This window comes from Suttonella indologenes (genome assembly GCF_900460215.1).
Lineage (GTDB): Bacteria > Pseudomonadota > Gammaproteobacteria > Cardiobacteriales > Cardiobacteriaceae > Suttonella > Suttonella indologenes.
Map to the genome: position 1 here is coordinate 666,388 of NZ_UHIA01000003.1, position 13,392 is coordinate 679,779.

Here is a 13,392-nt window from a genome sequence, read left to right on the forward strand (position 1 = left end):
CAAAACGAGAGCGCAAAAAAGCCGGCTTGCAGCCGGCTTTTTTAAAATGGTGATAATTAATCGTCACGCTCTACGCTATGACGTCTAATCTTGCCTGATTTGGCATCAATTACAATGTCATGCTCCATACCGTTATGATGTACTTCCACTTCAAAACGCGCGCCGCGATATTGGCTGTATTCAAAATCCACATCAGTCACTACACCGCCGCCCGCTGCTTGAATGGCGATTTCCGCCGCCTTGTCATGAGAGATATATTCTCCTTGATGTTGCTGGTAATAGCGTGCGTCGTCATCATAACGATCAGCATATTGAGCAAAGACCGGAGCAGTCAAAACGGCTAAAGCGGCAATCGAAATAAATTTTTTCATCATTTGTCCTTTATTACAGTTTAAGTTTAAGAGTCTGAATCAAGATTCATTACGCGAGATTATAAATCCACCATAAATAAGCAACATTACGCTTTGCTTATAATTACACAATGTTTATTTATCCTTAATTACTTTATTATCGGCAGCGGCTTTATCGCTCTTTTTCCACAAAAACCCGCCATGCGACGGGCTTCTTATCAGCTGATGGGCAATCTTAACCCGTGTTACGCAGCCCTGCCGCGATGGCATTGATGGTACGCAGGAGCGGATTGTTGATGTCGGCGCGACTTTGCTCGTCCAAATCTTGGACACGGCTGCGTTGCAGAAGCTCGATTTGGATATGGTGCATGGGATCAAGATAGGCATTGCGCCATTGCAGGGAGGTGGCGAGTTCGCTTTGCTGCGCCAAGAGCTGCGGCTGTCCGATCATGCGGTTCAGTCCGTCTGCGGTGCGTGCGGCTTCGGCGCGGATGTCGTTCATGATGCGTTCGCGCAAGGCTTCGTCGCGGCAGAGTTCGCTGTAATGGGCGGCGATGTTCATGTCGGATTTGGCAAAGGCCATTTCGGTATTGCTTATAAAGGCGTTAAAGAAGGGCCATTGGCGATACATTTCATCGACTAGGGTTTGTTCTTCGGCGCTTAAATCGCTGAGCGCGCTGCCGACGCCGTACCATGCCGGCAGGGTAAAGCGCGCCATCGACCATGAGAAGACCCAAGGAATGGCGCGGATGGTTTGCTTGGTCGGCGTGCCTTTTTTGCGGTGCGCCGGACGCGAGCCGATGTTGAGCAGGCTGATTTCGGCAATCGGCGTGGCTTGGGAGAAGAATTCGTAGAATTGTTCGCTGTGGTCGGTCAGAGCGCGATAGCGTTGTTCGCAGCGATCCGCCAGTTTGGCAATCATGCCTTCGTAGTCGTCGAGCTGTTCGGGGGCACGCGAGAATTGTGTGGCGGTGGCTTTCAGCGCGCCGGTGATGGCAAGGGTGAGTTCATAGACGGCGGTTTCGGTATTGGCGTATTTGGCGTATAAGACTTCGCCTTGCTCGGTAAATTTGATTTCGCCTTGCAGGGTGCCGGCAGGTTGGGCGGCAATGGCGTGGTGGGTGCTGCCGCCGCCGCGGCTGACGGAGCCGCCGCGTCCATGGAAGAGGCGGGTTTGCAGTCCGTAGGAATGCGCGATTTGCGTGATGGTTTGCTGAGCGCGATAGAGTTGCCAAGCGGAGGTCAGGATGCCGCCGTCTTTGCTGCTGTCGGAGTAGCCGAGCATGATTTCTTGGCGGCGGTCTTGTCCTTCCAGCAGTTTACGGTATTGCGTATCGGCGAAGAGTTGCGGCAGGACTTCTTCGATTGCTTTCAAATCTTCAATGGTTTCAAAGAGCGGCGCGACTGGCAGGGCGGCAAAGGGTTTACCGTCTTCGTCAATACCCGAGAGTCCGGCAAAGCGCATGAGCAGCAGCACTTCCAAGACGTGGCAGCCGTGGCTTGCCATTGAGATGATGTAGCTACCGAAGGTGTCTTCGCCGCAAAGGGCGCGGAGTTCGGCAAGGGTGCGCATCAGAGCGAGCTGTTCTTGGCTTTGGGCGCTGAGGTTGTCGGTGTAAATCAGCGGTGCGCCTTTATGCGCCAGCAGTTGCTGCAAAACGGCAAAGCGCTGGTCATTGTCCAAGCTGCGGTAATCCGGCAGGTTGGGCGCTTGGTCGAAGAGGTTGCAGATGACTTCGTAATGCCAGCCCGATTCTTGGCGGATATCAAGAGAAGCAAGGTGGAAACCGCAGGTTTCAATCAGGCGGATGAGGTCGAAAATGCTGCCGTTGGCGGCGTTTTGGTCGTAGGTGTAGAGCGCATCGCGGATAAGATGCAGATCCGCCAGCAATTCGTTCGGGTTTTGATAGGCATGGGTTTTCGCCGCCGCATCCGTACCTAGGGCGGCGATGTGTTTGCGCGTGCAGGCTAATTTGCGCCGCATGATGGCGATGAGGCGGCGGTAGGGTTCGTTGAGGTAGTCGTCAAGGTTGTATTCAAAGACTTGGGCATCCAGCGCGCTGTCGCTTTGAATGCGAGCGCGGATGCTAGCGGGAACCGCCACGATGGTGTCGCTATGCACGAGTTGTCCGCCGAGGGCTTTGAGCAATTGGTCGTAATGCGCCAAAATGGTTTCCGCGTGCATCAGCACGGCTTGGCGCGTGGTTTCATGGGTCACGAAGGGATTGCCGTCCCGATCGCCGCCAATCCACGAGCCGAAGCGCAAAAAGCTCGGCACACTTTCTTCGGCGAGTTCGGGGTAAATTTTGGCGACCGCGCGGTCGAAATTGCGGTAAATGCGCGGTATGGCGGCAAATAAACTGGTGCGGAAATAGTGCAGACCGTTGTTAATTTCATCAAATACGATCGGCTTGCGCGTACGGACTTCGTCAGATGCCCAAAGCATGTCCAAAATGTCGCGGATTTCTGCTTCCGCTGCCGCCTGCTCGCTTTCATTGAGGTTGTCGCCGAAGCGCTCGATGCAGGCTTGGTAAATCCGCTGCAAGAGGGTCATGGTGGTACGGCGGCGCGCTTCGGTGGGGTGGGCGGTAAAGACGGGTATCACGCGCAATTGCTTGAGCATGCTGTGAATGTCCTGCGGGCTGATGTTGTTTTCGCGGCATTCGCGCAGGCTGCGGCGGAAGGAGCCGTACCATTCGATATTGTCTTGGTCACGCATCAGGCGGCGGCGGTCGGCGAGCAGACTTTCTTCGGCAAGGTTGGCAAGGGAGAAATAAAGACTGAAAGCGCGGGTAACGACTTTCAGGGTCTGCGTGTCGCTGTCGGCGATTTGCTGAAACAATGCTTCAAGCGCTTCTTGACTGGGATTGAGGCGTTGCTCGATAAATCCGGTGCGCAGGCTCTCTACGGCAGCCAAGGCTTTTTCCCCATTATGTGTGCTGATGCAATCGCCCAGCAATTGTCCGAGCAAACGGATGCGTTCGCGCAAATCCGAATAATTAGAAGTCATGTTCTATCCCCAAAAATGATGAAAAGCGCATATTAGGACGCAGTTTGCGACTTTGCAATGTTTGCGCCGCACAAAGCAATTATCCGCAGTCAAGACGCATAAATCTGTTAGAATGGCGCACATTTTCATTTCATGGCGAGATTATTATGAGCAATTCCTTTAAAGAAGAGGCGCTACGCTTCCACCGCTATCCGACTCCGGGCAAAATTTCTGTTGTACCGACAAAAACCTTAGCCAATCAACGCGATTTGTCTTTGGCATATTCGCCGGGCGTCGCCTATGCCTGCGAAGCGATTCAGGAAGACCCTCTGCAAGCCGATTATCTGACCTCGCGCGCCAATTTGGTGGCGGTAATTTCCAACGGCACGGCGGTGCTGGGTTTGGGTAATATCGGCGCTTTGGCGGGCAAACCCGTGATGGAAGGCAAGGGTGTCTTGTTTAAAAAATTCGCCGGCATTGATGTTTTTGATATTGAAGTCAATGAAACCGATATCGATAAATTCGTCGATATCGTCGCCAGCCTCGAGCCGACTTTCGGCGGCATCAATCTGGAAGACATCAAAGCCCCCGAATGCTTTGAAATCGAACGCCGCCTGCGCGAGCGTATGCAAATTCCCGTTTTTCATGATGATCAACACGGCACGGCGATTATCTCCGCCGCTGCCTTAATCAATGCTCTGCGTTTGCAGGGCAAGAAAATCGATGAAGTGAAAGTCGTGGCTTCGGGCGCCGGCGCGGCGGGCATGGCCTGCTTGGATATGTTCTGCGTCTTGGGTGTGAAGCGCGAAAACGTCATCGTCTGCGATTCTAAAGGCCCGATTTATGCCGAACGCGGCGACAAGCTCGATGCGCGCAAGGCGCAATATACCGCCAGCAATACCAGCGCCCGCAGCTTGGCGGAAGCCATGGTCGGCGCGGATGTCTTTTTAGGCGTTTCAAAAGCCGGCGTAGTCAATGCCGAGATGGTCAAATCGATGGCGGCAAAACCGCTGATTCTTGCCCTTGCCAATCCGGTGCCGGAAATCATGCCGCATGAAGTGCATGCGGTGCGCGATGATGCCATCGTCGCCACAGGGCGTTCCGACTTCCCTAATCAAGTCAATAATGTGCTTTGCTTCCCTTATCTGTTCCGCGGCGCATTGGATGTGGGCGCGACCACGATTAACGATGAGATGCAGATGGCGGCGGTCTATGCTTTGGCGGATTTGGCGAAAGAGCCGACCGGCGAAGAAGTGGCGGCGGCTTACGGCGGCGCGAATATGGTCTTCGGCGCGGATTATGTGATTCCCAAACCTTTCGATCCGCGTTTGATTACGCGCATTCCGGTCGCTGTTGCCGAAGCGGCGATGAAATCCGGCGTGGCGCGCCGTCCGATTGAAGATTTGGCCGCCTATGCCGAGCAATTGGGCGCATTATTCAACCGCAGCGGTTTTGTAATGAAGCCGGTATTGGAGCGCGCCAAAGCCAATCCTTTGAAAGTCGCCTTTGCCGAAGGCGAAGAATTGCGCGTCTTGCGCGCGGTGGAAGCGGCGGTGCAAGAAGGCATCTGCCGTCCGATTGTTATTGGGCGGCGCAGCACGATTCTCAAGAAAATCGAGGAAAACAATCTCTCGATTAAAGCTGATGGCGATTTTGAGCTGATCGAGCCGATGAACAACCCTTATTATGAAGCCTGCCACCGTGCTTATCACGAATTGCGCGGCCGCGACGGGGTCGATCCGCAGGAAGCGAAAATCCATTTGAACACGCGTCCGACGGTATTGGCGGCGATGCTAGTCAAACTAGGCTATGCCGACACCATGGTTTGCGGCACGGTCGGACGTTACGACCGCCACCTGCGCCGCGTGCGCAGCATCTTGGGCATGCAGGAAGGCTTGAGTCGTCCGGCGGCGGTCAGCATGGTCATCTCGCCCAAAGGCACGGTCTTCATCGCCGATACCCATGTGCATAACAATCCCAATGCGCAGGAATTGGCGGAAATCACCTTAGCCAGCGTAGATATGATGCAGCGCTTGGGCATTAAGCCGAAAGTCGCGCTGCTGTCGCAGTCGAATTTCGGCGATCACGGCGAATTAGACAGCTCGCAGAAAATGCGCGCGGCATTGGAATTAATCCGCCAAGCAAAACCCGATTTGGAAATCGAAGGCGAAATGCAGGCAGACGCGGCTTTGGCGGAAGAAGTGCGCCGAGGCGTCTATCCGAACAACCGCCTCAGCGGCAGCGCGAATTTGCTCGTGATGCCGAATCTCGACGCCGCCAATATCGGCTACAACCTGATGAAAGTGCTGACGGACGGCAACGTCGTCGGTCCAATTTTAGTCGGCTTGGCGCGTCCCGCCATGGTGCTGACCAAAGTCGCCACTAGCCGCCGCATTTTAAACCTTGCCGCCATCGCGGTAACAGAAACCCAAGCTTATTACGAGCGTTTAGGAATTCAAGCGAAATAGTAAAGATTATGAGTGAGTTGAATATCGTACGACTGGCTGACTACAGCAAACCCGCTTTCGGCATTGACCATCACGAACTGCAGTTTTATCTGCAAGAAGACAGCGTGCGCGTGGCGCATCAGCAGAAAATCCGCCGCGTGCAGGAAAAAACCGACGCCAACGGCTGGACAATCGAACGCGAAAAACACCTTGTCCTCAACGGCGAAGGATTGGAACTGCTGTCGATTGCCGTCAACGGCAAAGCCTTGGAAAGCGGGCAATACCGCTATGAAAACGATTTGCTGACCCTCTTCGACGTGGCGGACGAATTTGTCTTAGAAACGGAAGTACGCATACATCCTGATGAAAACAAAGAATTATCGGGACTATACCGCTCAAACGGCATTTACTGCACCCAATGCGAGGCGCAGGGCTTTCGCCGCATCTCCTTCACCTTAGACCGTCCGGACGTATTGGCGACCTACCGCGTACGGATTGAAGGCAATAAGCAGCAAAACCCCGTGATGCTCTCCAACGGCGATTTGGAACAGCACGGTGATTTAGGCGAAGACAATTACTACAGCGTCTGGCACGACCCGCATCCTAAGCCCAGCTACCTTTTTGCATTGGTCGCGGGCGATTTGGCGCAAGTCAGCCGCCGCATCACCACCGCCAAAGGCAAAAAAATCGAACTGCGGATTTACACCGAAGCCAAATTCATCTCGCAAACCGATTACGCCATGCAAGCCTTGGTCGATTCGATCAACTGGGACGAAAAACGCTTCAATCTCTCCTATGATTTAAACCGCTTTAACATCGTGGCGGTCAGCGACTTCAACATGGGCGCGATGGAAAACAAATCCCTCAATATTTTCAACACCAAATACGTTTTCGCCGACATCGAAACCGCTACCGACGCCGATTTTCACGGCATTCAGGCAGTCATCGGACACGAATACTTCCACAACTGGACGGGCAACCGCATCACCTGCCGCGACTGGTTCCAGCTCTCTTTAAAAGAAGGCCTGACCGTTTTCCGCGATCAGGAATTCTCTTGCGACATGAACGAGCGCGACATCGAGCGGATTAACAACGTCAGCCTGCTGCGGCGCGTGCAATTCGCCGAAGACGCCGGTCCGATGCGCCACCCCGTGCAGCCGCAAGAATACGCCGCCATTGATAATTTCTACACCGCCACCGTCTATGAAAAAGGGGCGGAAATCATCCGCATGTACCACACCATTATCGGCGAAGAAGCCTTCCAAAAAGGCATGGCACTATACGTCAAGCGCCATGACGGACAGGCGGTGCGGATTGAAGACTTTGCACAATGTATGGAAGATGCCGGCGGCTATCCTTTCACCAAACAATTCTTTGATTGGTACACCACTGCCGGCACGCCGAAAGTCAATTTCACCTCCGCTTACAACCAACACAACCGCCATTTCACAATCTCCGCGCATCAGGACACCTCTGCGGTCAGCCCTGCGCGTCCGTTAGTCATTCCCATCCGCTTGGCGCTGATTTCCCCCAATGGACGGCAATACCGCTTCAGCGACGGTAGCTACAGCAAATTGCTGATGCTTGACCAAACACGCGGCAGTTGGTCCTTTGAACGCGGCGAAGAAGATTTAATCCCCGTCCTGATGATGGGCTTTTCCGCACCGGTTTATTACGAACACCATTACAGCAATGAAGAACTGGCGGTTATCGTCCGCCATGCGCCGGACGGCTTCGCCCGCTACGAAGCGATGCAAATTTCCTATCGCCGTCTGTTTATGACCGCCCTGCAAAAACCGCTGAAAACCAAAGACCATGCCAAAGACGTGGCGGAAATGATGATGCACGTCTTGGCAAACGACAAATTCAGCGCCGGCGAAAAAGCTCTGCTCTTGGCATTGCCGAGCCTCGACAGTCTCCTGCCCTATCTGGAAGCCCCGATAGACATGGACAAAGCAGTCGGTGCCTATGAACGCATCGTGCGCATCATTGCGCTGAAAATGCGCCGTGCTTGGTCGGATTATTTGGAAAACGACAAAGAAGAAACCCAAGCCAAATTCAGCGTCCGCGATGCCGGCATACGCGCCCTGCGTGCCGTGGCTTGGCGCGCATTGGCGGTCTTTGAAGACGACAGCGTCGGCGAACGCCTAATCAAATATTATCAGGAAGCCCAATGTATGACCGAGCGTGTCAATGCCCTTGATGCCTTAATGATGCGCGCCGACAAATGCCGTGAGCAAGCCTTAGCGGACTTCCGCCAAGGCTTCGCCGAGCAACCCCTAGTCATCGACAAATGGTTCGCTTTGCAAGCCAAAGACAACTGTCCCGAAGCATTAGAGCGCATCAGTGCCTTAGCCGCGCGCGAGGATTACCACATCGGCAATCCGAACCGCTTCCGCGCCCTCATCGCGCCGCTTACGCAAATGAACCCTGCCATCTTCCACCAAGGCGACGGCGCCGGCTACCGCTTCGTCTGCACGCAAATCCGCCGCATCATCCTGCAAAATCCGCAATTGGCAGCGCGTTTATTAGGGGCATTCAGCAGCGTCAGCAAACTGGACGAGCAAAGAAAAACCCTCGCCCGTCAAGAACTCGGCGCATTGGCAGACATTGAAGGCTTGAGCGTGGACGTGCGCGAAGTACTCGAACGCCTCTTGAACGGACTCAAATCATGAGCACAGCGCGTGCTGCTTGGCTGCCGGGACAGGCCGTCTATCCCGATACCGCAGCGCGCGAACTCATTGAAGCCGCGGCGCAGCTTGCCTTCGGCGACGCGCAGGAAGAGGGCGACGAACGCACAAAAATCCTCACCCAACTGCTCGTCGAACTGCGCGGCGACGCCACCCTTGTCAGCGCCGGCATCTTAGTTACCGCTTGGCGCGCCAAACGCATCACAGCCGAACAAGTGCAGGAAAGCTGCGGCGACATCGTTCTAATCCTCTTGCGCGGTCTTGACGACTTGGCACTAATCGACCATCTGCACGACCGTGACCAAAGCGATTTGGAACAACTGCGCAAAATGCTGCTGGCAATGGCAAGCGACATGCGGGCGGCGATATTAAAACTCTCCCTGCAAGTCGTCGCCATGCGCCTTATCCATCAATACGACAATGCCGGCAAACAGCGCCTAGCCCTGCAAACCCGCGATTTATTCGCCCCGCTGGCAAACCGCCTCGGCATCGCCCAACTCAAATGGGAGCTGGAAGACAGCGCATTGCGCATCCTCGAGCCCGATATCTATCAAGAAATATCCACCGCCCTAGAACAAAAACGCGTGGATCGCGAACGCTATATCCAGCGCGTCATCGCCGAACTGACCTTCCAATTAGAACGGGCGGAAATCCCCGTCCAACGCATCTACGGACGCGTAAAACACATCAATTCCATCTATCAGAAAATGAAGCGCAAAGGCTTGCGCTTCGAGCAAGTCAACGATATCCGCGCCGTGCGCGTGGAAGTGGGAAGTGAAAGCGAATGCTATCAAGTCCTGTCGGTCGTCAATGAAATGTGGCAGCCGGTAGCGGAAGAATTTGACGACTACATCGCCAACCCCAAAGCCAACGGCTATCAATCCCTGCACAGCACCCTCATCGGGCCCGACAAACGCACGCTGGAAGTGCAAATCCGCACCCGCAAAATGCACGAACGCGCCGAATTGGGCGTAGCGGCGCATTGGAAATACAAAGAAAAAGGCGTGCGCCACAGCAAACAATTCGAACAGCAAATCGAATGGCTGCGCCGCCTGCTCGAAGGCAAAGGCGACGAAGGACGCGGCGATCTCGTCTTCGACCAATTCCGCAACGAAGCCTTCCGCGAACGCGTCTATGCCGTTACCCCGCAAGGACGCGTCGTCGACCTACCCGAAGGCGCCACGCCTTTGGACTTCGCCTACCACGTACATACCCAGCTCGGACACCGCTGCCGCGGCGCAAAAATCAACGGCAGCATCGTAGCGCTGACCACCGCGCTTAAAAACGGCGACAGCGTCGAAATTCTCACACAAAAAGAACCCAATCCCAGCTGGGACTGGCTTTCAGACCATTTAGGCTATCTGCAAAGCGGGCGCGCCAAAGCCAAAGTGCGCAGCTACTTCAAAAAGCAGGCCAAAGAAAAAAGCATCGAACTCGGCAAAGAAATGCTGCTGCGCGAATTGCGCCGCCTAAGCATCGACAACCACGGCGACCTCACCGAAATCGCCAAAAAATTCAACGTCCACAGCGAAAACGACTTATTTGCCGGCATCGGCTTCGGCGATTTGAACCTGCTCACCGTCGCCCATGAAATCGCCGCCCGCCAACAGGCGCACCAACCGCAGAAACACCTCAGCCTCAACGAACGCCTTGCGCGCATCCCGCTCAAAACCGCACGCAAAGCGCGCAGCGGCAATGTGGAAATCGACGGCGTGGAAGACCTCATGGTCAACTTCGCCACCTGCTGCCAACCCGTGCCGCCTAGCGCCATCATCGGCTTCATCACCCAAGGCCGCGGCATCAACATTCACCGCCGCGACTGCCAAAACATCGAACATCTGGGCAAAGTCCACCCCGAGCGGATAATCGACGTACGCTGGAGAGACAATGAAAGCGGCAGCTATGCCATTGATTTGGCAATACTTGCCTTTGACCGTCCGCACATCCTGCGCGACATTTCGCAAGTCGTGGCAAACGAACGCATCCCCATTTTGCACGTGGACATGAAACACAATCAGCGCCACCAATTAGAAGGACGCTTTACACTGGAAATCGCCGATATGGCGCAACTCTCGCGCCTCATCGACCGCCTTTTGCAAACCAAAGACGTCGCCGAAGTCCGCCGCCTGCAAAAATAGTAGTAGGATACTTGTGTCCGACATCACTTAAAAATAGAAAATTATCGAATTCAAGAAACCGACCTAACGCTAATCTCGATATGTATAGTCAATTCAGCTCAAATAAAAACACAGTTTTTATATGTTAGCCCGCACAATAGTAAAGCTTGATATTTTTTAGGTGTGCAACTTTGTCATGAATCGACTATAAGAACAACAAGCCCTGTCTACACATTTATTGATTGCAAAAAATAAGGTCAGCACAGAAGTGAGAAATTTGGGGTTCAATTCCCCTCTGTGGTAACTCACCCGGCTGACCTATCGGGAAACGATTCTACTTAGAACCTTTGCAAAATATCGTACAAGCGCAAGCCGTGATGCTGACCCGTCGCCAAACGACGGAAGTCAACGGCAAGCAAGAAAAAGTGGACGACATCATGCTGAAAAACTGCGAGATTGATGTAGAAGCGACCAAAAGCCTGCATCAAGCACCTGCGCAATAATTGCAAAGCAAAGGCTAAACAACAGAAAGAGCTCTCGAGAGCCCTTTTTAAAAGTATGTTATTTAAAATCCATAGCAATATATAGAATATTTTTCTTCTTTTTAATTCATACAAGAATTAAAATTTTCTATTTTATTTCCATTAATAGAAAAAATATTTTCTCCTGATTGATTCAATATAGCTTTCTGCCATTTATTTGAAGAACAAGTAAAAGGCTTATGATTTGTTATTATTTCCCCATTAATATTCTCAACAGGACCATAAATAGTCAAATCTGCGGTTTGTGCTTCATTAATTTGTACATTATTTAAATTCAAATTACGTACCGGTCCGCCCATGAAATCATAAGGGCTGCCGTAAAGAAAGAAACCGCTGCGCACAGGATTGTCAATTTTCACATTTTGCAGACTAATTCCATTAGCAGGATTAATAAATACACCTGAATTACTATTATTTTTAATATTCAAATTTTCAATATGAATATTATTTTTTTCCGGGATTGGTAAATTTGGCGAATTCACAATCATCAATCCATTAATACCACCGATGAGGTCCACGTCTTTCATATTCACATTTTGTGCTGCCTGCAAAACAATTAAGTCCATATCATTTAAATTTTCAGATATTTTCTTGCTATTATCAATTTTCAGATGTTCAACTTGCATACCATCTGTTCCTACAAATAACAAACCTTCACGGCGAACATTATTAATCTCAATATTTCTTAAATGATTATTTTTTGAAATTTTAGTAAATTCCATTGTATTATCATCATATTCACTAGCAATAAATATGCCGTAAGTAGAATTATCTACTTTAAAACCATCAATATTGATATTATTTGAAGCCAAAGCAGTCAATGCGGCATTTGGTACTTGATTTGGGTTTCTATATACCGAAAACTCACAATTGGCATTGTTCTCACAAATAGGTAAATTTTCTACTTTTATTTCTGAAAGGTTTGCGCCATTTACTTGATTTAGCTCTATTCCATGATTGGCAGTATCATGAATATGAAGATGTTCAATAGTGATATTTTTCGTATTTGGCATTGAAGTTGTAATAGCATTTTTACCGCCACTTAGCTCGGCATAAGATAAATAAGTATTTGAACCCATTTCAATTATATTACTATCTTGATTGCTATTATGAACATGAAATGCCTCTCCCTTATGCTCATAATAAGCTGTTTTACCGGAAGCCGTTGTAAATTTCAGGGTATCACCGCTGCCTTTAATATGTATATTATCCGGAATAAGGATAGCAGAATCCGTATTTATCTTACCGCTCATCAAAGCTAAGCCATTGTGACCCAAATCTTTTAAATGTACATTTAACTCATTAGCTGAAACAGGATTTTCTTTTAAATTAAATATATTAACTTTTCCATATTCCAAAGCAGGTTCAAAATTTCCTTTAACTGTATAAAATGAAGGAGTAAAAATACTTTCACGCAAAGGTAAACTTAAAAAATCTTCGTGATAATCTTTATTTGAATTTGATTTACCAAAGTGCAGGGCAAATTGAAGCCCCCCTTTCCAATCGTTTTCTCGGTCATATTGAGCATAAGTTCCCACTTCCAAATCACCTATGCCTATAATGCTTTTTCCTTCCCATTGCAATCCTAATTTAATTCCTTGATTATCTTTTTTATCTTTTCTTTCTTGCCAGTAAGCACCTAAAGAGGCTTGCAAACGGTGATAATCTTTATGTAAAAAGTCATAACTAAGATTTATATCAGCTGATTTTTCTAAAGCAGCATAATCGGTATAAGTACGCAGACCTAAATAATTATTTTCAATAGTGCTTTGATGAATTTGTGATTTTTGTTTGGTATTTGTTCCTAGCGGCAGATATAAATTACTGCTGATATTAAATTTATCATAACCGTATTCTATACCTAATGACATTTGTTGATAACGATCTTTTTGTTTAGAGCGGATAGCATCAAAATAAGTATTTGCACCTATGTATGAAGAAGGAGACAAAGCATAGCGATAACCTAAACCCAAACTGGCAGTATCCGATTTTTGATTGTTTTTAGCATATCCCAACCCAATAAAACCTAAGTGTTGATTTAAAAAATAAGGTAAAAACATATCAGCAGAAATGATTTTTTCATTGCCTGCCAATTTACTTTTTATAACAGCTTGTGGTTTTATTTCTCCTGCATTTGTATATTGCATCCCTAAAATAGAAAACAGAATTAAAGACGATAGTTTTTTCAATTTCATAAGACAATCCTTTACTTAAATTAATAAACAATCAAATTGCCATGTTTTTATCGTACTTTTTG

Annotated in this window: 7 protein-coding genes; 4 read left to right on the forward strand and 3 right to left on the reverse strand. The window is 50.1% G+C overall.

Going from position 1 to position 13,392, the window contains the following annotated elements:
* Positions 1–56: 56 nt before the first annotated feature.
* Positions 57–371: a PepSY domain-containing protein gene (locus tag DYC63_RS03650; RefSeq protein WP_115217965.1), complete on the reverse strand. Its 315-nt coding sequence runs from the start codon at positions 369–371 to the stop codon at positions 57–59.
* 214 nt (positions 372–585) lie between these two features.
* On the reverse strand, positions 586–3,360 hold the full coding sequence (gene ppc / locus DYC63_RS03655) for a phosphoenolpyruvate carboxylase (protein WP_115217966.1): 2,775 nt from the start codon (positions 3,358–3,360) through the stop codon (positions 586–588).
* Positions 3,361–3,506: 146 nt separating this feature from the next.
* Here ppc and DYC63_RS03660 point away from each other — a divergent pair, with 146 nt between their 5' ends.
* The 4 genes from DYC63_RS03660 (at position 3,507) to DYC63_RS12575 (ending at position 11,096) form a co-directional block, all read left to right on the forward strand.
* Positions 3,507–5,807: an NADP-dependent malic enzyme gene (locus DYC63_RS03660; protein WP_115217967.1), complete on the forward strand. Its 2,301-nt coding sequence runs from the start codon at positions 3,507–3,509 to the stop codon at positions 5,805–5,807.
* A gap of 8 nt (positions 5,808–5,815) precedes the next feature.
* A complete protein-coding gene (gene pepN / locus DYC63_RS03665) occupies positions 5,816–8,461 on the forward strand; it encodes an aminopeptidase N (protein ID WP_115217968.1) in 2,646 nt (881 codons plus the stop codon).
* Positions 8,458–10,614 carry a RelA/SpoT family protein gene (locus tag DYC63_RS03670; protein ID WP_115217969.1) on the forward strand — a complete coding sequence of 719 codons (2,157 nt, stop codon included), beginning with the start codon at positions 8,458–8,460 and terminating at the stop codon, positions 10,612–10,614. Before pepN ends, DYC63_RS03670 begins: the two co-directional genes overlap by 4 nt.
* A gap of 326 nt (positions 10,615–10,940) precedes the next feature.
* Entirely contained in the window at positions 10,941–11,096 is a 156-nt protein-coding gene (locus tag DYC63_RS12575; RefSeq protein WP_172459395.1) for a hypothetical protein, read from the forward strand.
* 101 nt (positions 11,097–11,197) lie between these two features.
* Here the strand turns inward: DYC63_RS12575 and DYC63_RS03675 are convergent, their stop codons facing one another.
* Positions 11,198–13,330 (reverse strand): inverse autotransporter beta domain-containing protein, encoded by a 2,133-nt coding sequence (locus DYC63_RS03675; protein ID WP_115217970.1) that lies wholly within the window; start codon positions 13,328–13,330, stop codon positions 11,198–11,200.
* Positions 13,331–13,392 lie beyond the last annotated feature (62 nt).

Bases quoted from the DNA above. Each gene is read 5' to 3' on its own strand.
- DYC63_RS03650 (WP_115217965.1), bottom strand. From the start codon at position 371: ATGAAAAAATTTATTTCGATTGCCGCTTTAGCCGTTTTGACTGCTCCG.
- ppc (WP_115217966.1), bottom strand. From the start codon at position 3,360: ATGACTTCTAATTATTCGGATTTGCGCGAACGCATCCGTTTGCTCGGA.
- DYC63_RS03660 (WP_115217967.1), top strand. From the start codon at position 3,507: ATGAGCAATTCCTTTAAAGAAGAGGCGCTACGCTTCCACCGCTATCCG.
- pepN (WP_115217968.1), top strand. From the start codon at position 5,816: ATGAGTGAGTTGAATATCGTACGACTGGCTGACTACAGCAAACCCGCT.
- DYC63_RS03670 (WP_115217969.1), top strand. From the start codon at position 8,458: ATGAGCACAGCGCGTGCTGCTTGGCTGCCGGGACAGGCCGTCTATCCC.
- DYC63_RS03675 (WP_115217970.1), bottom strand. From the start codon at position 13,330: ATGAAATTGAAAAAACTATCGTCTTTAATTCTGTTTTCTATTTTAGGG.